25 protein-coding genes, 1 tRNA gene and 1 pseudogene are annotated in these 22087 nt (G+C 69.9%); 16 read left to right on the forward strand and 11 right to left on the reverse strand.

All coding sequences use genetic code 11. The features are described from left to right. Nucleotides 1-88: 88 nt before the first annotated feature. Genes ACXDC7_RS01195 through nth form a run of 3 tightly spaced genes read right to left on the reverse strand, consistent with a single transcriptional unit; the run spans nucleotide 89 to nucleotide 2012 of the window. Complete coding sequence (locus tag ACXDC7_RS01195; RefSeq protein ID WP_459220913.1) at nucleotides 89-730, reverse strand: NUDIX hydrolase; 642 nt, start codon at nucleotides 728-730, stop codon at nucleotides 89-91. Further along, the gene (locus tag ACXDC7_RS01200; RefSeq protein ID WP_459220914.1) at nucleotides 730-1362 is read right to left on the reverse strand and encodes a TlpA family protein disulfide reductase; all 633 of its coding nucleotides are present in this window, start codon (nucleotides 1360-1362) and stop codon (nucleotides 730-732) included. The genes ACXDC7_RS01195 and ACXDC7_RS01200 overlap by 1 nt, the downstream gene beginning before the upstream one ends. Continuing rightward, nucleotides 1359-2012: an endonuclease III gene (gene nth, locus ACXDC7_RS01205; protein WP_218844106.1), complete on the reverse strand. Its 654-nt coding sequence runs from the start codon at nucleotides 2010-2012 to the stop codon at nucleotides 1359-1361. The genes ACXDC7_RS01200 and nth overlap by 4 nt, the downstream gene beginning before the upstream one ends. Nucleotides 2013-2202: 190 nt before the next feature. Here nth and ACXDC7_RS01210 point away from each other — a divergent pair, with 190 nt between their 5' ends. Both ACXDC7_RS01210 and ACXDC7_RS01215 read left to right on the forward strand, forming a co-directional pair. Beyond that, entirely contained in the window at nucleotides 2203-2880 is a 678-nt protein-coding gene (locus ACXDC7_RS01210; protein WP_343045919.1) for a Crp/Fnr family transcriptional regulator, read from the forward strand. A 91-nt stretch (nucleotides 2881-2971) separates the two neighbouring features. Further along, nucleotides 2972-3829: an endonuclease/exonuclease/phosphatase family protein gene (locus ACXDC7_RS01215; protein ID WP_459220915.1), complete on the forward strand. Its 858-nt coding sequence runs from the start codon at nucleotides 2972-2974 to the stop codon at nucleotides 3827-3829. Here ACXDC7_RS01215 and ACXDC7_RS01220 read toward each other — a convergent pair. Genes ACXDC7_RS01220 through ACXDC7_RS01235 form a run of 4 tightly spaced genes read right to left on the reverse strand, consistent with a single transcriptional unit; the run spans nucleotide 3822 to nucleotide 5890 of the window. Further along, complete coding sequence (locus ACXDC7_RS01220; protein ID WP_459220916.1) at nucleotides 3822-4586, reverse strand: MBL fold metallo-hydrolase; 765 nt, start codon at nucleotides 4584-4586, stop codon at nucleotides 3822-3824. The two genes, ACXDC7_RS01215 and ACXDC7_RS01220, sit on opposite strands and share 8 nt — an antisense overlap. Further along, on the reverse strand, nucleotides 4583-5248 hold the full coding sequence (locus tag ACXDC7_RS01225; RefSeq protein WP_459220917.1) for an NUDIX hydrolase: 666 nt from the start codon (nucleotides 5246-5248) through the stop codon (nucleotides 4583-4585). Before ACXDC7_RS01225 ends, ACXDC7_RS01220 begins: the two co-directional genes overlap by 4 nt. A 12-nt stretch (nucleotides 5249-5260) precedes the next feature. Further along, a complete protein-coding gene (locus ACXDC7_RS01230; protein WP_179445187.1) occupies nucleotides 5261-5722 on the reverse strand; it encodes a RidA family protein in 462 nt (153 codons plus the stop codon). A 12-nt stretch (nucleotides 5723-5734) separates the two neighbouring features. Further along, complete coding sequence (locus ACXDC7_RS01235; protein ID WP_179445186.1) at nucleotides 5735-5890, reverse strand: DUF4177 domain-containing protein; 156 nt, start codon at nucleotides 5888-5890, stop codon at nucleotides 5735-5737. A 44-nt stretch (nucleotides 5891-5934) separates the two neighbouring features. On the opposite strand from ACXDC7_RS01235, the gene ACXDC7_RS01240 reads away from it, so the two are divergent. The 4 genes and pseudogenes from ACXDC7_RS01240 to ACXDC7_RS01255 all read left to right on the forward strand — a co-directional run. Continuing rightward, complete coding sequence (locus ACXDC7_RS01240) at nucleotides 5935-6903, forward strand: ArsA-related P-loop ATPase (RefSeq protein ID WP_459220918.1); 969 nt, start codon at nucleotides 5935-5937, stop codon at nucleotides 6901-6903. Continuing rightward, nucleotides 6900-8027 carry an ArsA family ATPase gene (locus ACXDC7_RS01245; protein WP_179445184.1) on the forward strand — a complete coding sequence of 376 codons (1128 nt, stop codon included), beginning with the start codon at nucleotides 6900-6902 and terminating at the stop codon, nucleotides 8025-8027. Before ACXDC7_RS01240 ends, ACXDC7_RS01245 begins: the two co-directional genes overlap by 4 nt. A 34-nt stretch (nucleotides 8028-8061) precedes the next feature. Continuing rightward, the gene (locus ACXDC7_RS01250) at nucleotides 8062-8568 is read left to right on the forward strand and encodes a helix-turn-helix domain-containing protein (RefSeq protein ID WP_459220919.1); all 507 of its coding nucleotides are present in this window, start codon (nucleotides 8062-8064) and stop codon (nucleotides 8566-8568) included. Nucleotides 8569-8631: 63 nt separating this feature from the next. Further along, a pseudogene (locus ACXDC7_RS01255) lies at nucleotides 8632-9132 on the forward strand (PIN domain-containing protein); the annotation flags it as partial. A 25-nt stretch (nucleotides 9133-9157) separates the two neighbouring features. Here the strand turns inward: ACXDC7_RS01255 and ACXDC7_RS01260 are convergent. Next, on the reverse strand, nucleotides 9158-9418 hold the full coding sequence (locus ACXDC7_RS01260; RefSeq protein ID WP_179445181.1) for a WhiB family transcriptional regulator: 261 nt from the start codon (nucleotides 9416-9418) through the stop codon (nucleotides 9158-9160). 192 nt (nucleotides 9419-9610) lie between these two features. Between ACXDC7_RS01260 and ACXDC7_RS01265 the strand changes: the two genes are divergently transcribed. The 6 genes from ACXDC7_RS01265 to ACXDC7_RS01290 all read left to right on the forward strand — a co-directional run bounded on the left by ACXDC7_RS01265 (nucleotide 9611) and on the right by ACXDC7_RS01290 (nucleotide 15590). Continuing rightward, nucleotides 9611-12058: a transglycosylase domain-containing protein gene (locus tag ACXDC7_RS01265; protein ID WP_179445180.1), complete on the forward strand. Its 2448-nt coding sequence runs from the start codon at nucleotides 9611-9613 to the stop codon at nucleotides 12056-12058. Then, a complete protein-coding gene (locus ACXDC7_RS01270; protein ID WP_343045918.1) occupies nucleotides 12051-12977 on the forward strand; it encodes a metallophosphoesterase in 927 nt (308 codons plus the stop codon). The genes ACXDC7_RS01265 and ACXDC7_RS01270 overlap by 8 nt, the downstream gene beginning before the upstream one ends. A 75-nt stretch (nucleotides 12978-13052) precedes the next feature. After that, a tRNA-Pro gene (locus ACXDC7_RS01275) sits at nucleotides 13053-13126 on the forward strand. Between the two features lie 128 nt (nucleotides 13127-13254). Next, nucleotides 13255-14085, forward strand: coding sequence for a glycerophosphodiester phosphodiesterase family protein (locus ACXDC7_RS01280; RefSeq protein WP_179445179.1), 831 nt, complete (start codon nucleotides 13255-13257; stop codon nucleotides 14083-14085). Between the two features lie 60 nt (nucleotides 14086-14145). Next, nucleotides 14146-14961 carry a CoA transferase subunit A gene (locus tag ACXDC7_RS01285; RefSeq protein WP_179445178.1) on the forward strand — a complete coding sequence of 272 codons (816 nt, stop codon included), beginning with the start codon at nucleotides 14146-14148 and terminating at the stop codon, nucleotides 14959-14961. Then, entirely contained in the window at nucleotides 14961-15590 is a 630-nt protein-coding gene (locus ACXDC7_RS01290) for a CoA transferase subunit B (RefSeq protein WP_179445177.1), read from the forward strand. The genes ACXDC7_RS01285 and ACXDC7_RS01290 overlap by 1 nt, the downstream gene beginning before the upstream one ends. A 157-nt stretch (nucleotides 15591-15747) precedes the next feature. Here ACXDC7_RS01290 and ACXDC7_RS01295 read toward each other — a convergent pair whose 3' ends face one another. Both ACXDC7_RS01295 and ACXDC7_RS01300 read right to left on the reverse strand, forming a co-directional pair. Further along, nucleotides 15748-16092 (reverse strand): hypothetical protein, encoded by a 345-nt coding sequence (locus ACXDC7_RS01295; protein WP_459220920.1) that lies wholly within the window; start codon nucleotides 16090-16092, stop codon nucleotides 15748-15750. A 25-nt stretch (nucleotides 16093-16117) separates the two neighbouring features. Beyond that, nucleotides 16118-17386: an aspartate kinase gene (locus tag ACXDC7_RS01300; RefSeq protein ID WP_459220921.1), complete on the reverse strand. Its 1269-nt coding sequence runs from the start codon at nucleotides 17384-17386 to the stop codon at nucleotides 16118-16120. An 86-nt stretch (nucleotides 17387-17472) separates the two neighbouring features. On the opposite strand from ACXDC7_RS01300, the gene ACXDC7_RS01305 reads away from it, so the two are divergent. After that, entirely contained in the window at nucleotides 17473-17949 is a 477-nt protein-coding gene (locus ACXDC7_RS01305) for a DUF1707 SHOCT-like domain-containing protein (protein ID WP_459220922.1), read from the forward strand. Further along, the gene (locus tag ACXDC7_RS01310) at nucleotides 17927-18610 is read left to right on the forward strand and encodes a DUF998 domain-containing protein (protein ID WP_459220923.1); all 684 of its coding nucleotides are present in this window, start codon (nucleotides 17927-17929) and stop codon (nucleotides 18608-18610) included. The genes ACXDC7_RS01305 and ACXDC7_RS01310 overlap by 23 nt, the downstream gene beginning before the upstream one ends. On the opposite strand, the gene ACXDC7_RS01315 is transcribed toward ACXDC7_RS01310, so the two are convergent. After that, nucleotides 18607-19380 carry an IclR family transcriptional regulator gene (locus ACXDC7_RS01315; protein WP_459220924.1) on the reverse strand — a complete coding sequence of 258 codons (774 nt, stop codon included), beginning with the start codon at nucleotides 19378-19380 and terminating at the stop codon, nucleotides 18607-18609. The genes ACXDC7_RS01310 and ACXDC7_RS01315 overlap by 4 nt on opposite strands. A 135-nt stretch (nucleotides 19381-19515) precedes the next feature. Here ACXDC7_RS01315 and ACXDC7_RS01320 point away from each other — a divergent pair, with 135 nt between their 5' ends. Both ACXDC7_RS01320 and ACXDC7_RS01325 read left to right on the forward strand, forming a co-directional pair. Continuing rightward, the gene (locus ACXDC7_RS01320) at nucleotides 19516-20436 is read left to right on the forward strand and encodes an MBL fold metallo-hydrolase (RefSeq protein WP_459220925.1); all 921 of its coding nucleotides are present in this window, start codon (nucleotides 19516-19518) and stop codon (nucleotides 20434-20436) included. Nucleotides 20437-20523: 87 nt separating this feature from the next. Then, on the forward strand, nucleotides 20524-21528 hold the full coding sequence (locus ACXDC7_RS01325) for a Gfo/Idh/MocA family protein (protein ID WP_179445170.1): 1005 nt from the start codon (nucleotides 20524-20526) through the stop codon (nucleotides 21526-21528). Nucleotides 21529-22087: the final 559 nt, after the last annotated feature.

Raw genomic sequence — 22087 nt, forward strand, 5'->3', positions numbered from 1 at the left:
TCCTTGTCCAGCGCCGCTCCGGGTCCAGCGCCGCTCCGGCGTACCGCTCCATCCCTATCACCCCGCGGCGACGGCTGGGAAACTCCGGTCAGCCGCGCGCGCCGGGCACCGGCAGCTCGCGCGCCACCTCCCATGGGCGCGCCCAGCCGCCCAGGGCGAGCAGCCCGTCCAGAATCGCGGCGGTCAGGCCCCAGACGAACAGCTCCTGGCCGTCGGAGTCGAAGACGAAGGCGGGGCCGCGGAAACCGCGCGGGTGGACGGCGGTGCAGCGGGTCGCCGGATCGGTGAGCACGGATACCGGTACGCGGTGCACGCTCGCCACCTCGGCCGAATCCGCGGCCCGCAGCGGGTGCGGCGCCGCCCACCGCCCGACGATCGTCGTCACGTCGAAGCCACTGACGGCCACGTGCACCGCGGGCAACTCGCCGATCACCTCGACGGTCTCGGGCCGCAGCGCGACCTCCTCGCGGGACTCGCGCAGCGCGGTGGCGACCGGGCCGGCATCGCCTGCCTCCGCCGCACCGCCGGGGAAGGCGACCTGACCGGCATGGCTGCGCATCGTGGCGGCACGCTCGGCAAGCACGATCAGCGGATCCGGATCGTCGGTGAACAGGGCGAGCACCGCCGCCGCGCGACCGTCCACCGCCGGGTGTCGGCGCAGCCGGGCCAGCGCCTCGCCGGGCGTCGCGGCGCCGAGCCCGGCGGCCAGCCGCCCGAGGGGGTCCGGCATCAGCGCACCCCGAGATACTCGGCGCTCAGTGCCCGCAACTCGTCCAGCGAGGCGAACGCGCCGAGCTTGCGGTGGACCACCCGGCCATCGCCGGTGACGAAGAGCGTCTGTGGGATCGCCTGCCCGAGATCGCCACGCAGCGCGCCGCGGCGGTCGGCGAGCTGCGGCCAGGTCCACTGGCTCGCCTGGGCGAAACGGATCGCGCCCGCCGGATCAGGGTCGTCGACATCGATACCGATGAGCTGGACCTCGTCCCCGGCCACGGTGGCGAACGCCGCGAGATGCGGCGCCTCCTCGCGGCACGGGCCGCACCAGGTCGCCCACAGGTTGACGATCATCGGCTTGCCGCGCAGGGCGGACAGGCGCACCTCCCCCGTCCCGTCGATGCACGGCAAGGTGACATCGGGCAGCCCGTCGGGACGGGCGCTGGCCCCGGGATCGATCGTCGGGCATTCCGCGATCCCGGCGTCGCGGCGCGCCGCGACCAGATCGACGGGTGCGGGGGCCGGTGCGGTCGCCTCGCCGGTCGGGGCGCCCGGCGGCTCGGAGCGCGCGATGGCGATCGCGACGCCGGCGATCACCACCAGCACGAGCACCGGCCCGAGCGCCAGCAGCAGAACCCGGCGGCTCATCCGCGCGGCTCCCGGACCAGCTTCGCCGCGACCGCCGGATCGGTCGGCCCCTCACCGTAGGAGGGACACAGCCCGGCCAGCGGACAGGCACCGCAGGCCGGGCGGCGGGCGTGGCAGCGGCGGCGGCCGTGCCAGATCACGTTGTGGGAGAGCTGGGTCCAGTCCTTGCGCGGGAACAATGCGCCGACCTCGGCCTCGACCCGATCGGGATCGGTCGCCGAGGTCCAGCCGAACCGCCGGACCAGCCGCGCGAAGTGGGTGTCGACGGTGATCCCGGGCACGCCGAAGGCATTGCCGAGCACCACATTGGCGGTCTTGCGCCCGACGCCGGGCAGCGTGACGAGGGCGTCGAGCGTACCGGGCACCTCGCCGCCGAAGTCGTCGACGAGCGCGCGGCTCATCCGGATCAGCGCCGAGGTCTTGTTGCGGAAGAATCCGGTCGGCTTGACCAGCTCCTCCAGCTCGGCCGGGTCCGCGGTCGCCATCGCCGCGGCATCCGGGAAGCGGGCGAAGACCGTCGGGGTGACCAGGTTGACCCGCTTGTCGGTCGACTGCGCCGACAAGATCGTGGCCACCAGCAACTCGAACGCATTGCCGAAGTCGAGCTCGGCATGCGCGTCGGGATACAGGTCGCCCAGGATCCGGTTCATCTTCCGCGCGCGGCGGACCAGCGCCACGTCGGGCCTCGGCGCGGCGGCACGGTCGATGGTCGGCACGTCGGCCACCCTAGCCCCGCGTACCGACACCCACCTCGCTCTCTCCCGGCGTACCGCCTCCAACGGGTACGCTGGCGCTGCCCGGGCGGCAGGCGTCCCGGGCCAACGATCAAGGAGGACGTCGGTGGAGCCGGAGGTCTTGCGGCAGGCGCCCTTGTTCAAGGGGCTCGATGACGAGGCCGTGGACGCGCTGGCGGCCGCCATGACGACGGTCCGGCTGGCCCGCGGGGAGGTGCTCTTCCACGAGGGCGTGCCGGGTGACCAGCTCTATGTATTGGTCTCGGGCAAGCTCAAGCTCGGCCGGCAGGGCAGCAGCGGCCGGGAGAATCTGCTGGCCGTGCTGGCGCCCGGACAGATGTTCGGCGAGCTGTCGGCATTCGATCCCGGTCCCCGGTCCACCACCGCGAGCGCGGTGGTGGACTCGGAGGTACGCGTCCTCGAGCATGACGAGCTGATCACCTGGCTGACCGGGCGCCCCGAGGTGTCGCGCGCCCTGCTCGGCCAGCTCGCCGCCCGGTTGCGCCGCGCGAACGATGTCGTCTCCGATCTCGTCTTCTCCGATGTTCCCGGCCGCGTCGCCAAGCAGCTACTGGACCTCGCCGACCGGTTCGGCGAGGAGCGCGACACCGAGATCGTCGTGCACCACGGCCTGACCCAGGAGGAGCTGGCCCAGCTCGTCGGCGCCTCCCGCGAGACCGTCAACAAGGCCCTGGCGGACTTCGCCGCGCGGGGCTGGTTGCGGCTTGAGCCCCGCTCGGTGGTCATCCTGGACCGCGAGCGTCTGCACGGCCGCGTCCGCTGAACCGGTCGAACAGGGTTCACCCGCAGGCACCGCGTTCGTAACCTCGGCCCGAAAGGCTGGCGCCCCACCCGCCGTCGCGAGGAGCCCCGTCATGTCAGCAGCCCCGGACCTCCGCGGCATCGGCCGGATCGTCATCGGCCTGATGCTCGCACTGTTCACCACCGCCGGCATCGCCCCCACCTCCGCGATCGCCGCCCCGCCGGCGCGCGAGCTGCGGGTGATGAGCTACAACATGCACGCCGGGATCGGCGACGACGGCCGGCTCGACCTGGAGCGGACGGCGCGGGTGATCGAGACCTCGGGCGCGGACGTGATCGGCCTGCAGGAGGTCGACCGGCACTGGAGCGCCCGCTCCGACTACGTCGACCAGGCGCAATGGCTGGCGCGCCGGCTCGGCCTGCACTACGCCTACGGCGCCAATCTCGATCGGGATCCCGAACCGGGCCGCACCGAGCGTCGCCAGTACGGCACCGCGGTGCTCAGCCGCTACCCGATCCAGTCGGCGACCAATCACGCGCTCACCTCGATCCCGTATCCGGAGCGGCCGACCGAGCAGCGCGGCCTGCTGGCCGCGCGGATCAACGTGCGCGGCGTGAAGATCGACTTCTACAACACCCACCTTGATCACCAACGCTCGGAGCAGCGAGCCTCCCAGGTCAGGGAGATCCTCGAGCTGACCGCCGGTACGCAGCGTCCGGCCATCCTGGTCGGCGACCTGAACGCCGTCCCCGAGGCGCCGGAGATCCGGATGCTGACCGACGACGCGTTCCGCGATGTCTTCGCGGGAACCGATGCGTTCACCTACCCCGCCGATGCCCCGAACCGGCGCATCGACTATGTGCTGACCCGCGGCCCGCGCTCCTTCACCGACTCCACGGTGATCGACACCCCGGCGTCGGACCACCTGCCGGTGGTCACCACGATCACCGATCTGCGCAAGATCAACTGATCTCGCGCAGGTACGCCAACTGCGCCCGCACCGACGACAGCGCCGCCTCGCGGACAGCCGGGTCGGTGTCGGCGTAGACGGTGTCGACGACCTGCTCGGCCGTCTCCGCACCGCCGGCGAGCGCGGCGCGTACCTGGTCGAGCCGCTGTTCGCGGTGTCGCCGGTAATGATCAAGCACGCCGGCGGGTTCGTCCACGACCGGCCCGTGCCCGGGCAGCAGCGACCGGATCGCATGATCATCGACGGCGGCGCGCATCCGGGCGAGCGAGCCGAGGTAGGCGCCAAGGTCACCGTCCGGGTGCATGATCACGGTCGTGCCGCGGCCGAGCACCATGTCGCCGGTGAGCAGCACCGGCTCCTCGCCCGCGACCAGGAAGCCGACCGAGTCCGAGGTGTGGCCCGGGATGTGCAGCACGGTGGCGGCGAGGCCGCCGGCGGCGAGCCGCTGCCCGTCGGCGAGCCTCTCCCAGCGGTCCAGGGTCACCTCCAACCGGTCCGGATCCCACCAGGAGCGGACCAGCGCGCCCGTCAGGTCGGCGAGCTCCGGCACCGCGTCGAGATGATCATGGTGATGGTGGGTCAGCCAGATCTCGGCGATCCCGCCGGGGGCGGCCGAGGCGATCGCGTCCAGATGCGCGTCGTCGTCGGGGCCCGGATCGACCACCACCCGCGGTCCGGCGGGATCGCCGAGCAGCCAGGTGTTCGTGCCGTCGAGCGTCATCGGCCCCGGATTCGGAGCGAGCACGCGATCGATCATCGCAACTCCTCGTCATGATCATCCGGTGGCGGGTACGCCAACAGCCACCCGTCGCCGTCGCGGACCACCTCCGGGCGTACCGGCTCCACCACGCGCGTGCGGGCGGCCGCGAGCAGGGATGCCAGGTCGTGATGATCGGCCAGCTCCAGCAGCGACGCCCGGGTCGGCGGCATCAGCGCCAGCTCGCCGGCGTCGGCGCGGGCCAGCGCTTCGGCGGGTCGGCACCAGAATGCCGCGTCGGCCTCCCCCGACACGTCCTCGGCCCGGGCGCCCGGCGGCAGCACCGCCAGATAGAACCAGGTGTCATAGCGACGCGGCTCGGTACGCGGGGTGATCCAACGCGCCCACGGGAACAGGTCGCCCGGCGCCACCTCCACTGTCGTCTCCTCGGCCAGCTCGCGGACCGCGCAGGCGCGCAGCGGGTCCGGCCCGGCGACATCGGCCGGCTCCTGCCGGCCGCCGGGGAACACGGCCATGCCGGCCGCGAAGGCCATCCGGGCGTGCCGACGCATCAACCACACCTCCAGCCCGTCAGCCTCCCCGGGCCGCACCAGCAAGACGCTGGCCGACGGGTCGGCGCGCGCGGCGGGATCCGGCAGCACCGGTTCTGCCGGCAGCCGCGTTCGCCGCAGCCGGCTCAGCACATCACGCGAGGACGCCATCGCCAGCACCGCTCAGGCGAGCAGTCCGATCATCTCGACCTCGACCGGCGCATCCAGCGGGAGCACGGTGACGCCGACGGCGCTGCGGGCGTGCCGACCCTGCTCGCCGAACACCTCGCCGACCAGTTCGCTCGCACCGTTGCCCACCTTGGCCTGGTCCCCGAAGGACGGGTCGCTGGCCACGAAGACCGTGAGCTTGAAGATCCGGGCGACATTGTCGATCCCGCCGGCGGCTTCGGCGAGAGCCGCCAGGGCGTTGAGCGCGCAGATCCGGGCCAGCCGTTGACCCTGCTCGACGCCGATCCCGGCGCCGAGCTTCCCGGTCGCGGCGAGCGCGCCGTCGACCATCGGCACCTGACCGGAGGTGTAGAGCTGATTGCCCACCACCACGGCGGGTGTGTAGGCGGCGATCGGGGCGACCACCGGTGGCAGCTCGATGCCCAGCTCGGCGAGGCGTTGCGCGGGCGTACCCATGATGTTCCGCCCTCAGCCGAGCGGTCGCTTGAAGTAGGCGACCAGGTTCTCGGGATTGGGGCCGGGCACGACCTGCACCAGCTCCCAGCCGTCGGCACCCCAGTTGTCCAGAATCTGCTTGGTGGCGTGCACCAGGACGGGCACGGTTGCGTACTCCCACTTGGTCATGGCGTCACCCTAGACCCCGCGCGCGCCCGGTAGCGTTGTGGCCCATGAGCCTCCCGCCGCTGCTCGCGCCCGCTTTGCACGTGATCAGCGGCAAGGGCGGGACCGGCAAGACGACCGTCGCGGCGGGGCTGGCCTGCGCGCTGGCGGCGGGCGGTCGGCGGGTGCTGGTGTGTGAGGTGGAGGGCCGCCAGGGGCTGGCCGAGGCGTTCGGCGTACCGCCGTTGAAGGCGAGCGAGGAACCGCGGCTGGCGCTGTTGCCGGACGGCGGCGAGGTGTTCGGGCTGAACGTGGATGCCGAGGACGCGCTGGCGGAGTACCTGGCGACGTTCTACCGGCTCGGGATCGCCGCGCGGGCGATGGATCGGTTCGGGCTGTTCGACTTCGCCACCTCGATCGCGCCGGGACTGCGGGACGTGTTGCTGACCGGCAAGGTCTACGAGGCGGTACGCCGTCGCGCGCGCGGGCGCCCGAACAGCTATGACGCCGTCGTGCTGGACGCACCGCCGACGGGGCGGATCGGGTCCTTCCTCAATGTGCACTCGGCGATCTCCGGGCTGGCCAAGGTCGGCCCGATCCGCAACCAGGCCGACTCGATCGTGTCGTTGATGCGCTCCCCGGCGACGGCGGTGCATCTGGTGACGCTGCTGGAGGACATGCCAGTGACGGAGACGATCGAGGCGGTCGATGATCTTGCCCCGACCGGGATCCGGGTCGGGTCGGTGATCGGCAACCGGATCCGGGCCACCCCGATGAGCGACGATGATCTTGCCGCGGCGGCCGCCGGAACGCTCGACCTGGCCGTGCCCGGGCTGAGCGAAGCGCAGGACACGGCACTGCGGGCCGAGTTCGCCGAGGACGCCGGGTTGATCATTGACGAGCGGGAGCGCTACGAGCGGCTGCTCTCCCTCGGCCTGCCGTTGGTCACCGTGCCGACGATTCCGGGTGGCATCGACCGCGGCGCGGTGATCACCATCGCCGACCGGCTGCGCGAGAAGCTGGGAGCAGCGGCATGAACCCTCCCGATCGGCTCGACCTGGACGCGGTGATCGCCGACCGCGGCATCGAGGTGCTGATCTGTTGCGGCTCCGGCGGCGTCGGCAAGACGACGACCTCGGCTGCGCTCGCATTGCGGGCCGCCGAGCGGGGCCGCCGGGTGGTCTGCCTGACCATCGACCCGGCGCGCCGGCTGGCGCAGTCGTTGGGGCTCGGCGAGCTGGACAACACCCCGCGCCCGGTGACCGGGATCGACACGAGCGCGGGCGGTTCGCTGGACGCGATGATGCTCGACATGAAGCGCACCTTCGACGAGGTGGTGCTCGCCCACTCCACGCCGGAGAAGGCCCAGCAGATCCTGGCGAATCCGTTCTACGAGGCGCTGTCGACGAGCTTCTCGGGTACGCAGGAGTACATGGCCATGGAGAAGCTCGGCCAGTTGCATGCCGAGGCCCGCTCCGGCGGTCGCTGGGACCTGATCGTCGTCGACACGCCACCGGCACGTTCCGCCCTGGACTTCCTCGACGCGCCGGAACACCTGAGCCGGCTGCTCGACGGGCGGATCCTGAAGCTGCTGCTGGCGCCGGCCAAGGGCCCGTTCCGGCTGATGGGCGTCGGGATGAGCATGGTCACGAACGCGCTGTCCAAGATCCTCGGTGCGCAGGTGTTGGCCGACGTGCAGACCTTCGTGGCTGCCTTCGAGACGCTGTTCGGCGGGTTCGGCGAGCGCGCCCGGCGTACCCGCGCGGCCCTGGCCGGGCCGCAGACGTCGTTCCTGGTGGTGGCCAGCCCGACCCGCGACGCGCTGCGCGAGGCGACCTATTTCGTCGAACGTCTGCGCGAGGAACGGATGCCACTCGCCGGGGTGGTGATCAATCGAGTGCACTCCTCCGAACTCGATCTGTCGGCCGGGCGGGCCGAGGCGATCGCCGAGGATCTCGATCCGGCGACCCACCAGGCGCAGATCCATGCGCTGCGCCGGCACGCCGCCCGGATGACCGAGATCGACACCGAGCGCCGCCTGCTGGACCGGTTCCGGGCCGTCGCCGCCGGCGTACCGATGGCCTATGTGCCCGACCAGGGCAGCGACGTGACCAGCACCGACGACCTGCGCGCGATCCGCTTCGCCGAATGGGCCGGTTGACCCTGATTTCGATTTTTTCGATTACATTCGGTGCATGGGCACTCCTACCCCACGACGCTCCACAACCGTCCGCGGCCCCAAGACCTATGTCCCTTCCCCCGAGTCGGAATCCGCCATCGAGAAGTTCGCCGCACAACTCGAGGCGCTGACCGAGGCCAGTGCCGATCGCCCCGCGCTGATCGGCCCCCACAATGAGCTGATTCCGCTGCCCCCGGAAGCCTTCGAGGTGCTGGCGCAGGTCTATGAGGCAATGAAGCGCGGTCTCGCCATCCATGTGGCGCCCCTGAACGCCCAGCTCACCACCCAGGAGGCGGCCAACTACCTCGGCATCTCACGCCCCACCCTGGTGAAGCTCCTCGAGTCGGGAGCCATCCCGTTCATCAAGCCCGGTCGCCATCGATACGTGCGCATCGACGACTTGATCGAGTACGTCGAGCAGTTGCGCACCAGACGATCCGAGAACCTGGACCAGATGGCACGAGACGCAGAGGACGATGACCTCTACGAGCTGCTCGACGGCCCCCCACCCAAGATGCGGTGAGTTGTGCGTTTTCCTGTCTTCCTCGACACGAACGTCATCTAACCGGTCTCGCTTGCCGACACCCTCATGAGGTTGGCGGAAGTCGACGTGATCCGACCACACTGGTCGGCCGATGTCATGGCCGAGTTGGTTCGAAACCTGGGCAAGCGCCTGCCCCGGGAGAATGCAGCCAAGCGCGCACTCGCGATGGAGGCCGCCTTCCCCGAAGCCATGGTCACCGGCTACGAAAGCTTGGTCGATGGGATGACCCACGACCCCAAGGACAGGCATGTTCTGGCCGCTGCAGTCCACTCCGACTGCCAGGTGATCGTCACCTTCAACACGGGCGGCTTTCCTGACGACTCCCTCGCGCCCCACGACCTTGTCGCGGTTCACCCAGATGCGTTCCTGCTGGATCAACTGGAGCTCTATCCGCAACTCGTCCGCCGGTCGCTGCAGCGACAGTCCGCGGCTACCGCGCGGCCGCGCCTGACGCTGCTGGAACTGATTGAGCACTTCGAACGGATCGGACTGCGCGGGTTTGCCACCGAGCTGCGCCGCAGCTGGCCCGAACTGACAGGTTGAGAGAAGTCGACCGCTGGCCGGCGGATCAATCCCCCGCGAGCATCGCCTTCCAGGATTCGACATCGGTACGCGAGCGCAGCAGATGCCGGCGCTCCCGCTCGGTCATCCCGCCCCAGATTCCCCACTCGATCCGGTTGTCCAGGGCCTCGGCGAGGCACTCCCGGCGGACGTCACAACCGGCACAGACCTGGCGCGCGTCGCGTTGCCTGGCGCCCTCGACGAACAGGGCGTCCTTCGACCCGGCACACTTGGCCTGCAGGGTCCACTCGGCGACAAGCTGGGCCATTGGCTCCCCCTTGCGGTTCGGCAGCACACTTCATTGGGTTCCGCCCCCATCGCCGGGCCCTGGGTGAGGGCCAGACTCTAGGACGCTGGCGACCAACTTAGCGGTTCGTTCACGAACCTGTAACCTCCGACTTCTGCGGTACGTGACCCGCGAGAAGTTCGGATTGCCCGGGCCGTCGCGTACCCTGTCGCCATGCCCAACAGCTCCGAGCGCGGCGCGACGCTGCTGTACTCCTTGGCCATGTTCGGTGTCGTCAGCGTGATCTGCGGCATCCTCGTCGCTGGCCTGATGGTGCCCTATGCCGCGCTGGCGACCGCCGGCGCGAAGGCCGGCGCCTCCACCGTGGAGGACCTGCCGGAGGATCTGGTGATCCCGCCGCAGTCCCAGCGGACCTCGGTCTACATGGCCGACGGCAAGCTGTTGACCAACTTCTACGAGGACTACCGGATCTACAAGCCGCTCGACGACATCTCGCCGACGATGGTCTCGGCGCAGCTCGCGATCGAGGATCACCGCTTCTACGAGCACGGACCGCTCGACCTGACCGGTACGCTGCGCGCCCTGGTCACCAATGTCGGCGGCGGCGACACCCAGGGCGGCTCGTCGATCACCCAGCAGTACGTGAAGATGGCGCAGATCGACATCGCCAAGCGCAACAACGACCAGGCCGGGATCGCTCGGGCGCAGGAGAGCACGATCCAGCGCAAGATCCAGGAGTTGCGCTACGCGATCGCGCTGGAGAAGCAGCTCAGCAAGGACGACATCATCGAGCGATACCTGAACATCGCGATGTACGGTCCGTCGGTCTACGGCGTCGAGGCCGCCGCGCAGGTCTACTTCGACAAGTCGGCGAAGGATCTCGATCTGGCCGAGTCGGCCTTCCTGGCCGGCCTGGTGCAGAACCCGACCCGGACCGACCCGGCGGACAACCCCGACGCCGCCCTGGAGCGCCGCAATGTGGTGCTGAACCGGATGGCCGAGCTGCAGCTCGTCACCCGCGACGAGGCGGCGAAGGCCAAGGAAGAGAAGTTCGACCCGAAGAAGATCGAGCGGCCGACCAACAACTGCGCCAACTCGCGCTATCCCTTCCTCTGCGACTACGTCAAGAAGACGATCACCACCAACCCGATGTACGGCGAGACCCCGGAGGATCGGGAGAACTTGCTGCTGCGCGGCGGGCTTGAGATCCAGACCGAGATCGACCCCAAGGCCCAGGACGCCGCGGAGAAGGCCGTCGCCGACATGATCTCGCCGAAGGACCCGGCCCTGGGCGTGATGAGCCAGATCCAGCCCGGCACCGGCCTCATCATCGCGATGGCCCAGAGCCGCCCGGAGATGGGCAACAAACCCGGCCAGACGTTCTACAACTACGCCGTGTCGCGGGAGATGGGCGGCGCCGAGGGCTACCAGATGGGCTCCACCTTCAAGGCCTTCACCGCCGCCGCGGCGATCGAGAAGGGCATCCCGCTCTCGCAGACGTACGCGTCACCTTCCGGAATGGAGTTCAAGGGACGCACAATGCAAACCTGCAACGGACCGGTGAAGTCCAATCAGTACGACCCGAAGAACTCGACCCGCAGCGGCACCTTCAACATGCGCCAGGCGACGGCGTACTCGGTGAACACCTACTTCGTCCAGTTGCAGCTCGCCGCAGGCAACTGCCGAGTGGCGCAGATGGCCGACAAGGCGGGCCTGCAGCTCTCCCAGGGCGGCACGCTCGTTGATCCTGGGCCGACCGCCAACGAGAAGGATCCGATGGGCTACGATAACTACACGTCGTTGACCCTGGGTATCGCCGATGTCACACCGCTGTCCGTCGCGGAGGCGTACGCGACCTTCGCCGCGCGCGGCAAGCACTGCAAGCCGATCATCATCAAGGCGATGAAGGACTCCAACGGCAAGGACGTCAAGGTGCCGAGCGCCGACTGCAAGCAGGTCATGGACCAGGGAGTCGCCGACGCCACGACCGAGCTGCTGCGCGGCGTGATGAACGGCACCGGCGCGCCGGCCCGGATCCCCGGGGGCTACCCGCAGGCGGGCAAGACGGGCACCATCGACTCCAACAGCGCGGTGTGGTTCGCGGGCTACACCCCGGAGGTCGCCGGTGCGGCGATGATCGCCGTCGACAAGACGAACGACTACTGGGACAACCGCCGTAAGAGCCTCAAGGGGATGCGCCTGCCGGAGAGCGGCACCTACCTCGCCGGTTCGGGCGGTGGCGACGCCGGCCGCGGTATCTACGCCCCGGCGATGGAGAAGGCGCTCGAGGGCAAGCCGCGTACCGGATTCAAGCAGGCGTCGTCGAAGTTCACCCAGGGCAAGAATGTCGACGTCCCGTCCACCAGCGGGATGAGCGCCTCGCAGGCGCGGGAGACCCTGGAGGGCGCGGGCTTCAACGTGGCGCGGCAAAGCGTGTACTCCAGCCAGCCGTCCGGCAGCTACCTCGGGACCTCGGCAAATGGCAGCGCGAAGGCGGGCCAGACGATCTACCTGATGTATTCGAAGGGGCCGCGGCCGAAACCCGCCCCGGCCCCGGCGCCGAAGAAGGAGCCGGAGAAGAAGGACGACAAGAAGCCGGAGAAGAAGGACGAGAAGCCAGCGGACAAGCCGCAGACCCCGAGCGATTCGGGCGGTGGCTGAGCTGCCCCGCGCCCGGAGCAACGTCCTGACCACCGCCGGCCTCGTTCTCGGGGCCGGCGGTGCCTGTCTTGCCTACGGCGCATTCATCGAGTCCCGGGCGTTCCGGCTGCGCGAGGCGACCGCCCGGTGCCTGCCGCCCGGCTCGCCGTCGTTGCGGCTGCTGCACGTGTCCGACCTGCACCTTGCGGCGGGCCAGCGGCACAAGATCGACTGGGTCGCCGGGCTCGCCGAGCTGGATCCGGATCTGGTGATCAACACCGGCGACAACCTGTCGGGCCCGTTCCCAGAACGCGTGCTCGAGGCGTACGCCGGGCTGTTGGGCCGGCCGGGCGCGTTCGTGTTCGGTTCCAACGACTACCTCGCCCCGGTCGCCAAGAATCCGCTGCGCTATCTCGGCGGCTCCAGCGCCACCCACCCGCAGAAGCCGGTCTCGCCCGAACGGCACCTGCCCTGGCGCCCGATGCGCGACGCCTTCCGGGACGCGGGCTGGGTCGACCTGACCAATGCCCGCGGTGAGCTGGAGGTGAAGGGGGTACGCCTCGCGCTCCGCGGCGTCGACGATCCGCACATCGAGCTCGATGACTACGCGGCGGTGGCGGGTCCGGCGGACCCCGCCGCCCTGAGCATCGGCCTCGCGCACGCGCCCTATCGCCGGATCCTCGACGAGATGGCGCGCGACCACGTCGACCTGATCCTCAGCGGGCACACGCACGGGGGCCAGGTCTGCGTACCCGGTTTCGGCGCCGTCATCACCAATTGCGACATCGACCGGGCCCGGGTGAAGGGCCTGTCGACCCACTCGGCCGATGGCTGGACCTCGCTCCTGCACGTCTCCGCGGGCCTCGGCATGTCGCCATTCGCGCCCTACCGGTTCGCCTGCCCGCCCGAGGCCACCCTGCTCACCCTGCTGCCCCGCTGACCCTGCTGCCCCACCGAACGATTGGCTGACCGCGCCGCGGGTGGGCTACACTCTCCCGGTGCCCGCTTGGGCACACGGGGTGTGGCGCAGCTTGGTAGCGTGCTTCGTTCGGGACGAAGAGGTCGCAGGTTCAAATCCTGTCACCCCGACTTTTTGATCATGATCGGCACCTGCTCGGCGCCGGACCCTCAGCACCCGTTCGCGTGTTGTTAACCGTTTGTTGACCGCCCATCCCTAGCTTCGGGACTGTCCACCGACCCCGAGAGCTGGGATCACCGTGACCGCAACCGGTTCCACTCCTGCCCACCCCTGGACCTCAACCACCACCCGCGTCATCGCGCACCGCGGCGCCTCCGCCGACGCCCCCGAGAACACCCTTGCCGCGGTCGAGCGCGCCATCGACGACGGCTCCGCCGTGGTCGAATGCGATGTGCAACGCACCGCCGACGGCGAGCTCGTGGTCCTGCACGATGCGACGCTCGCCCGCACCACCGACGCCGGCTCGGTCTTCCCTCGCCGCAAACCGTGGAACGTGGCCGATCTCACGCTTGATCAGGTACGCCGACTCGACGCCGGCGCCTGGTTCGGCGCCGAGTTCGCCGGGCAGCGCGTACCCACCCTGCGGGAGTGGATCGACGCGATCGGCACCCGCGCCGGAATGTTGATCGAGGTCAAGCATCCCGACCGCAAGCCCGGCATCGAGAACGATCTTGCCGAGACCCTGCGGGCCAGCCAGTGGGCCCGCCGCGCGCTGCACGACGGCCGCCTCGTGGTCCAGTCCTTCGATCATGACTGGCTGCGCCACGCCTACGCGCCCCTCGGCGACGGCGTACCGCTCGGCGCGCTCTGCCTCGCCCGCCCCAGCTCACGTCAGGTGCGCGCGATCTCCGAGTGGGCCGACCAGCTCAACCCCCGGCTCGGTGCCACCGACCGGGCGCTGGTCGACGCCGCCCACGAGTGCGGCTTGTCGATCAACGTCTGGACGGTGAACGGCACCACCGACATGCGCCGTCTGATCGACGCCCGCGTCGACGGCATCATCACCAACAAGCCCGCCAAGCTGGCCGCGCTGGCGCGCAAACACGGCGGGCTCACGGTGGGCGCCTGACCCGGCAACCGGACCACCGCGTCCCGGCGGCTAGGATCACCGGGGACGTAGGAGGAGTGCATGGACAAGGTGGTCTCGTCCGCGGCGGAGGCCGTCGCAGACATCGGGGACAAGGCATCGCTGGCGGTCGGTGGGTTCGGACTCAGCGGCGTGCCGGAGGTATTGATCCAGGCGCTGCACGACGCCGGCGTCACCGATCTTGAAGTGATGTCGAACAACTGCGGCGTCGACCAGCTCGGACTCGGCCGGCTGCTGATGGACAAGCGCGTCGCGCGGGTGGTCGCCTCCTATGTCGGCGAGAACAAGGAGTTCGCGCGGCAGTACCTCTCCGGTGAGCTCGAGCTCGAGCTCACCCCGCAGGGCACCCTGGCCGAGCGGCTGCGGGCCGGCGGTTCCGGGATTCCCGCGTTCTACACCGCGACCGGAACGGGTACGCAGGTGGCCGAGGGCGGGCTGCCGTGGCGCTACGACGCCGAGGGGAACGTGATCAAGGCGTCGCCGCCGAAGGAGACGCGTACCTTCACCAATGCCGACGGCAACGAACAGGAGTTCGTGCTCGAAACTGCTCTCACGCCGGACTTCGGCCTGGTCCGGGCATGGAAGGGCGACCGGCACGGGAACCTGATCTATCGGGAGTCCTCGCGCAACTTCAATCCGCTCGCCGCGATGGCCGGGCGGGTCACCATCGCCGAGGTCGAGGAGTTGGTCGAGCCCGGTGATCTTGATCCCGACTCGATCCATACCCCGGGCGTCTTTGTCCAGCGCGTGGTCGCGCTGACCCCGGAACAGGCCGCGGACAAGCCGATCGAGAAGAGGACGGTACGCCCGCGCGGCGGCGACCCCGGCGACAAGATCGAGAAGGAGGGCGACGTCTGATGCCGTGGACACGCGAGGAGATGGCCGCCCGGGCGGCCCGGGAGCTGACCGACGGATCCTATGTGAACCTCGGCATCGGGCTGCCGACTCTGGTGCCGAACTATGTCGATGACGAGACCGAGCTGGTGCTGCAGTCCGAGAACGGGCTGCTCGGCGTCGGGGCGTACCCCTATGAAGGCGAGGAGGACCCCGACCTGATCAACGCCGGCAAGGAGACCGTCACCCTGCGCCGGGGCGCGTCGACCTTCGACTCGGCGACCTCGTTCGGGATGATCCGCGGCGGCAAGATCGATGCGGCGATCCTCGGGGCGATGCAGGTGTCCAAGGATGGCGACATCGCCAACTGGATGATCCCCGGCAAGATGGTCAAGGGGATGGGCGGCGCGATGGATCTCGTGCACGGCGCCAAGCGGGTGATCGTGCTGATGGAACACGTCGCGAAGGACGGATCGTTCAAGATCGTCAACGAGTGCTCGCTGCCCTATACCGGCAGGGGCGTCGTGCAGCGGATCATCACCGACCTCGGGGTGATCGACGTCACCGAGGCCGGGCTGAAGCTGGTCGAGCTGGCCCCGGGTGTGACCGCCGACGAGATTCGCGCCAAGACCGAACCCGAGCTGGCCGACTGACGCGGCGCGGCCCAACCGACGGCAGCGCGAGGGACCTGTCACCTCCATCCGCGAGCCGAACCGGCAGCCGCGGGTGTTGCGACGTTCGCGCCTGCCGGTTGCGCTCGCGGCTGCGGGCTCACCCCATCAGCCGCGGGCCGAACCGGCAGCCGCGGGATCAGCGCGCGCGGGCGGGCGGCGGGCCCGCCGGGATCGGCTGCGGTGCCCGTACGCAGACGGCGGCGATCAGCAGGGCCACCCCGACCACGCCGGTCACCACCCCGGGCAGCGCCAGCAGCGACACGACCGGGCTCGCCAGGGGCAGATCCAGCGTCGTGACCACATACGGCAGCAGGTACGCATATGCCGTGCCCAGGACGGTGGAAACCAGTAGCGAGGCGCAGCCGATCAGACCAAGGCTGCGGCGCGGGCCCGTCGCCCGGGTACCGATCAGCACCAGCCCCACGACCAGCACGATGACCTCGGGCAGCCGGAACAACACGGCCGACAGAACATTCGTCACCCGCGCAGGCTAGGCCGCGCGCGGGTCACCGCCCGGTGCCGGCGTAGACCGTGGCCTCCTGGTCGCTGTCCAGCCCGAAGGCGGTGTGCGCGGCACGTACCGCCTGATCGACCTCGGCCTCGTCGACCACCACCGAGATCCGGATCTCCGAGGTGGAGATCATTCCGATGTTGACGCCCGCCTCGGCGAGCGCGGTGAAGAACTTCGCGGTCACCCCCGGATGCGAGCGCATCCCGACGCCGACCACGGAAACCTTGCCGATCTGGTCGTCGTAGAGCACGTTCTCGAAGCCCACATCGTCCTTGATCGCGTTCAGGGCATCGACGCCCTTCTTCCCGTCCGCGGTCGGCAGGGTGAAGGAGATGTCGGTCCGGGAGGTGTTCACCTCCGAGACGTTCTGCACGATCATGTCGATATTGATCTCGGCCTCGGCGACCGCCGAGAAGATCTTCGACGCCTCGCCGATCCGGTCGGGTACGCCGACGATGGTGATCTTCGCCTCGTTCCGGTCGTGGGCAATGCCGGAGATGATCGCCTGTTCCACGGGATTGGTCCCTTCGTCGAGTTCGGTCACCCAGGTGCCGTCGAGATTGTTGAAGGAGGAGCGGACGTGCACGGGCACGTTCTCGCGTCGGGCGTACTCCACACAGCGCAGATGCAGGATCTTCGCGCCGCAGGCGGCCATCTCGAGCATTTCCTCGTAGCTGATCCTCGGGATCCGCCGGGCGGCCGGCGCGATGCGCGGATCGGCGGTGAAGACCCCGTCGACATCGGTGTAGATCTCGCAGACGTCCGCACCGAGCGCGGCCGCCAGCGCGACGGCGGTGGTGTCGGAACCGCCGCGGCCGATCGTGGTCACGTCCTTGGTGTCCTGGCTGACCCCCTGGAAGCCGGCGACGATCACGATGTCGCCCTCGCCCACCGCGGACTCGATCCGCCCCGGCGTGATCTTCAGGATCCGCGCGTTGCCGTGCACGCCCGTGGTGATCACCCCGGCCTGGGAGCCGGTGAACGACCGCGCCCGCAGGCCCTGGTCGTGGATCGCCATCGCCAGCAGCGCCGCGCTCATCCGCTCGCCGGCGGTGAGCAACATGTCCAGCTCGCGCTCCGGCGGCTGCGGGGAGACCTCGTTGGCCAGGTCGAGCAGTTCGTCGGTGGTGTCGCCCATCGCCGAGATCACCACCACGACGTCGTTGCCCGCCTGTTTGGTGGCAACCACCCGCTTCGCGACGCGCTTGATGCTTGCCGCGTCGGCCACGGATGAGCCGCCGAACTTCTGTACCACGCGGGCCACGGGTGTCCCTTCTCCTCGTCTGGTCCGGGGCTACTGTAGTTGGCGCGCGGACGCGAGAGGGTGCGCGCCCGAGAACGGAGATGGCAATGACGGACCCGGCGCGGCTCCCGGCGAAGCGGATCGGAGACTCCGAGCGCGACGAGGCGGTCCGGTTGCTCACCGAACACATGTCGGCGGGGCGGATCGATTCGGCCGAGTTCGACGATCGGATGTCCCGGGCTCTGTCGGCCAGGACGATGGGCGATCTGGATCCGCTGTTCGCCGATCTGCCCGGTGCCCGCCCCGACCAACAGGTCGTCCCCTCCGCGCCGGCCGAGCCGCCGGTGCCCGCTCCGCGCGACGACACCCTCAAGCGGGTCGGCCAGGTCATCGTCGCGCTGCTCTGGCCAGCCGCGATCATCGCGATGATCGCGTTCGGCGTCTGGTGGCCGATCCTGATCCCGATCTTCGGCAGCGGCGCGATCGCCGCCGCGTTCGGACTGAACCACGGCGACCGCCGGCCCCGAGACCGCGAGCGGGACCGGCGAGGGGAGCTGCCCGGTGGCGACCGCGATCAGCACTGACCGCACCCGGCGCGGCGGCCGACTCCGCATCGTCGGCCTGACCGCACTGACGATCACGATCCAGTACTTCGTCATCGAGGCCATCGTCGCCGGAGCATGGATCGATCCGGCGTACAGCTACGTCAACAACTACATCTCCGATCTCGGCGCCCCCCGGTGTGCGACATTCGCCGACCGTGCGGTGTGCTCGCCGTTGCACGCGCTGATGAACGCGTCGTTCCTGTTCCAGGCCGTGCTGGTCGCGGTCGCGGTGGCCACGCTGGGTCCCCGGCTGCGGAGCCCCGGGCGTTGGCTGGTGATCATCCTCGGGTCGATCACGGCAATCGGGATGGCGATGGTCGGGATCTTCCCGGGATCGGTCGTCGAGGACCTCGGAAGCGATCCCCTCCTGCACGGGACCGGGGCGATGCTGGCCATCCTGGGCGGCAATCTGACCGTGCTGTGCGTGGGCATCGTCGCCCGCCGCGGGCCGCTGCTGGCGGCCGGTTCCTTCGTGGCCGCCGCGGTGGGCCTGTTCGCGGTGCTGGCCCAGACCGTCTTCGGCACCGATCTTGGCCTTGGTCGCGGCGGGGTCGAACGGCTGATGGTGAATCCCTGGCTCGTCTGGGCCATCGTCGTCGGCGTACTCGGACTGGTACGCCGTCGCCGGCCTCACGCCTAGCGCGCCCCCCGGGCCCGCGGGTTATGCAGTGCCCGCGCGATGGTGATGGCCGCCGCCCTGGCCGCCATGTCGAATCGGGGCAGGCTGATGCGGCCGGCCACGCCGGAGATGGAAACCGCCGCGATCACGTCGTCGGCATCGAAGATCGGCACGGCGACGGCAGCGACGGTGTTGAACGATTCCCGCCGGTCGAACGCGACACCGCGCTTGCGAATCTCCGCCAGCTCCGTCCGGAGTGCATCCGGCTCGGTGATGGTGGCCGGGGTCAATCGGCGCAACGGCTCACCGAGCGTACGCTCGACAATCTCGGCGGGCGAGAAGGCCAGGATCGCCTTCCCCGAGCAACTCGCGTGCGCGGGCCAGCGCGTCCCGCTGCGCTGCGGCAGCCGGGGTGCGTCCCGCCCGCAATAGGTGTCCAGATAGACGACCTCCGGACCGTCCAGCACGGCAAGCCCGACGTTGAGGTTGGTAGCCCGGCTGAGGTCGGTCAGGGTCGGCCTCGCCGCGTCACGAAGCGTCCGCGCGCGCGGCGCCGCCTGCCCGAGTTCGAACACGAAGGTGCCCAACTGCAACCCGTTCGCCGTTCGCTCGACCAGCCCCAGACGCACCAGCTCAGCGACCAACCGGTGCACCGTGGTCTTCGGCAGTTCGGTGCGTCGGGTGAGCTCCTCGACGGTCATCCGTGTTGCCGGCTGGAGGAAGGCTCGCAGGATCTGTACCGAACGACCCATCACCGAGACCTCGCTCGTGTTCCGATGAGTGGGACTCATCCATTGATGATCAAGTCCGTCTCCTGCATTGTCAATGGCACAACGAAGAACTGAAGGAGGAGGATTGCCGGGCTACGTCGGCGGTCAGGAGGACCTGTTGATCGACATCACGCTGGACATCGCGGGGGCCGGGCGATGATGTGGCCGGTCGGGAGTGCCCGAATCCACCGCGTCACCGAGACCGCCCACTGGCCGTTTCCGCCCGAGGAGGCCTTTCCCGACTGGACCGCCGAACACGCAGCACAGGCGGCTCGCCGGTTCCCCGAGGCGTACGACGCGACGACGGGTGAGCTTGTGCTGTCGATCCACACCCATGTGATCGAACTCGGCAATCTCCGAATCGTGGTCGATGCCGGCAATGGGGATCACAAGCCGAGACCGGTGCTGGCGGCCCATCACGGGTTTGCGGCGGGACAGCCCGACCGCCTCCGCGCCAGCGGCTTCCCACCCGACAGCATCGACGTGGTCGCCACGACGCACCTGCATCCCGATCATTGCGGCGGCAACACCGTGCTGCGCGACGGAGGGTGGATTCCGACCTTCGGCAACGCGCAGTACCTGATCGTCCGCGCCGATCAGCACTGGCTGGACCGGCTCGGCGAGCCCGGGGCCGGCACCGTCGAGTCGGACCTGGCGCGGATGCGCGAAGACAGCGTGCGGCCGTTGGCGCGGCAGATCCAGGTGGTCGACGCACCCCACCCGATCGCGGACCACGATGGCACCCGGGTACGCCTGGAACCGGCGCCGGGCCACTCGCCCGGACACTGCGTGGTGACCGTCGAGGCAGCCGACGGGTCGGGTGCGCTGATCGGCGGCGATCTCCTCCATCACCCGTTGCAGCTTGATCATCCGGAGCTGGTACATGTGGGAGACGGCGACCCGGAAGCCGCCGCGGCAAGCCGCCGGGCCTGGCTCGGCCTGGCTGCCGAGCGGCGCTGGCCGGTGCTCACCGCCCACTTCCCCGAGGGAGCTCCGCAATTGATCACCGAGACCGCGGACGGCCCCGCCTGGGTCGAGCGCGCGAGCCAAGACGCGGGGCCGAGCCGGCAGCCATGACCGGGGCCACGCTGATCACCTTGTCGCCGTGGATGCGACAGCGGCGCGGCGAGCGGGTGGGGACTCCATCGGGCTAGGCTCGCCGGCATGAGCACCCCCGACATCGTCCGCTGGGGCATCGCCGGTCCCGGCAACATCGCCAACTCGCTCGCCGCCGACTTCCCGCACACCCCGCATGCCGAGCTGGTCGCGGTCGCATCCCGGTCGGCGGAGCGAGCCCGCAGGTTCGCCGACGAACACGGCACTGCCCGGGCGTACGGCAGCTATCGCGAGCTGATCGACGACCCGGACGTCGACGTGATCTATGTCGCGACCCCGCATCCGCAGCATCTGGCGATCGCCGAGGCGGCGCTGCGGGCCGGCAAGGGCGTACTGGTCGAGAAGTCCTTCACGGCAACCCTGGCCGGTACGCAGCGGCTGGTCGAGGTTGCGCGCGAGACCGGACGGTTCGCGATGGAGGCGATGTGGACCCGGTTCCAGCCGGCCATCGCCAAGGCTCGCGAGCTGGTCGCCGACGGTGCGATCGGGCGACTCGGCGGCGTGCAGGCCGACCTGTGCATCGGCCGGTCGTTCGAGGCGGGCAACCGCCTGTTCGAGCCCGAGACGGGCGGCGGGGCCCTGCTCGACCTCGGCGTCTATCCCGTGTCATTCGCCCAGCACTTTCTCGGCGATCCGGACCGGGTCGAGGCGATGGGAGCCCGCTACGACAACGGCGCGGACAGCTCCGCGACGGTCCAATTGGGGTACGCCGACGGCCGCCTCGCGTCCTTGTACTGCTCCATCGAGAACGCCGGCCCCGGCCGGGCGATGCTGCTCGGCAGCGACGGCTGGATCGAGGTGCCGCCGCGGTTCCATCACCCCGACCGGGTGATCTTGCACCGCAAGGGCGCCGAGCCGGAGGAGTTCGTCGCGCCGCGCACCGGCGCCGGGTATGCCCACGAGCTGATCGAGGTCACCGAGGCGGTGCGCGCCGGGCGTACCGAATCCGAGCTGATGCCGCTGTCCGACACCGTCGCCGTGATGGCGATCCTTCAGCAGGCCGCCGACCAGATCGGTCTCGAGTTCGCCGAGGCCACCGAGATCCCGACCTGATCCGAGGTGGTTCGCCCTGCGCGCCCCCACCCCACACCTACTGGCCCACCCCACAGCTACTGGCGCACCACCCAACACCTACTCGCCCACCCCACACCTACCGGCCCACCACCCAACACTTGCTCGCTCACCCAACAGCTACTGGCGCACCACCCAACACCTACTCGCTCACCCAACAGCTATAGGTGTTGGGTCACCGCGCAGGTGTTGGGTCAGCGGCGAGGGAGGCACCGCCGCAGAGCCGGCGCGGGGCGTGCACGGCTCCCGGAGACCCTGGCCCGAAGGACCCGGTACGCCGTCGATGCGGCGCTGAGTCGAGGCGCCGCCGCACCTGCGTGACTCTCGGCGACGCCGGTGTCGTATTTCGCCGCGTCACCACGCGATCCGTCGGCGTGGCGGGAACTGCGAGAGTCAGGACGGTGCGCCACCCGGGGCCGACAGCGCCTGCCACGCCAACCCCGCCCAACGGTCGCACCCGCTGCTCGCCGTGGCGCCTCACCCCGTGACCCGTGCCTGGCCCTGCCCGCCCGCGCCCACCCAACACCTACTCGCCAGCCAC

The organism is Naumannella huperziae, assembly GCF_054073625.1.

What these genes read in the sequence shown, in the direction of transcription:
- ACXDC7_RS01230 (WP_179445187.1), bottom strand. Translation starts at nt 5,722, where the DNA reads ATGGGTACGCCCGCGCAACGCCTCGCCGAGCTGGGCATCGAGCTGCCA.
- ACXDC7_RS01240 (WP_459220918.1), top strand. Translation starts at nt 5,935, where the DNA reads ATGAGCCTCCCGCCGCTGCTCGCGCCCGCTTTGCACGTGATCAGCGGC.
- ACXDC7_RS01265 (WP_179445180.1), top strand. Translation starts at nt 9,611, where the DNA reads ATGCCCAACAGCTCCGAGCGCGGCGCGACGCTGCTGTACTCCTTGGCC.
- ACXDC7_RS01215 (WP_459220915.1), top strand. Translation starts at nt 2,972, where the DNA reads ATGTCAGCAGCCCCGGACCTCCGCGGCATCGGCCGGATCGTCATCGGC.
- ACXDC7_RS01305 (WP_459220922.1), top strand. Translation starts at nt 17,473, where the DNA reads ATGACGGACCCGGCGCGGCTCCCGGCGAAGCGGATCGGAGACTCCGAG.
- ACXDC7_RS01315 (WP_459220924.1), bottom strand. Translation starts at nt 19,380, where the DNA reads ATGAGTCCCACTCATCGGAACACGAGCGAGGTCTCGGTGATGGGTCGT.
- ACXDC7_RS01285 (WP_179445178.1), top strand. Translation starts at nt 14,146, where the DNA reads ATGGACAAGGTGGTCTCGTCCGCGGCGGAGGCCGTCGCAGACATCGGG.
- ACXDC7_RS01235 (WP_179445186.1), bottom strand. Translation starts at nt 5,890, where the DNA reads ATGACCAAGTGGGAGTACGCAACCGTGCCCGTCCTGGTGCACGCCACC.
- ACXDC7_RS01325 (WP_179445170.1), top strand. Translation starts at nt 20,524, where the DNA reads ATGAGCACCCCCGACATCGTCCGCTGGGGCATCGCCGGTCCCGGCAAC.
- nth (WP_218844106.1), bottom strand. Translation starts at nt 2,012, where the DNA reads ATGAACCGGATCCTGGGCGACCTGTATCCCGACGCGCATGCCGAGCTC.
- ACXDC7_RS01225 (WP_459220917.1), bottom strand. Translation starts at nt 5,248, where the DNA reads ATGGCGTCCTCGCGTGATGTGCTGAGCCGGCTGCGGCGAACGCGGCTG.
- ACXDC7_RS01290 (WP_179445177.1), top strand. Translation starts at nt 14,961, where the DNA reads ATGCCGTGGACACGCGAGGAGATGGCCGCCCGGGCGGCCCGGGAGCTG.
- ACXDC7_RS01195 (WP_459220913.1), bottom strand. Translation starts at nt 730, where the DNA reads ATGCCGGACCCCCTCGGGCGGCTGGCCGCCGGGCTCGGCGCCGCGACG.
- ACXDC7_RS01220 (WP_459220916.1), bottom strand. Translation starts at nt 4,586, where the DNA reads ATGATCGATCGCGTGCTCGCTCCGAATCCGGGGCCGATGACGCTCGAC.
- ACXDC7_RS01260 (WP_179445181.1), bottom strand. Translation starts at nt 9,418, where the DNA reads ATGGCCCAGCTTGTCGCCGAGTGGACCCTGCAGGCCAAGTGTGCCGGG.
- ACXDC7_RS01320 (WP_459220925.1), top strand. Translation starts at nt 19,516, where the DNA reads ATGATGTGGCCGGTCGGGAGTGCCCGAATCCACCGCGTCACCGAGACC.
- ACXDC7_RS01200 (WP_459220914.1), bottom strand. Translation starts at nt 1,362, where the DNA reads ATGAGCCGCCGGGTTCTGCTGCTGGCGCTCGGGCCGGTGCTCGTGCTG.
- ACXDC7_RS01250 (WP_459220919.1), top strand. Translation starts at nt 8,062, where the DNA reads ATGGGCACTCCTACCCCACGACGCTCCACAACCGTCCGCGGCCCCAAG.
- ACXDC7_RS01245 (WP_179445184.1), top strand. Translation starts at nt 6,900, where the DNA reads ATGAACCCTCCCGATCGGCTCGACCTGGACGCGGTGATCGCCGACCGC.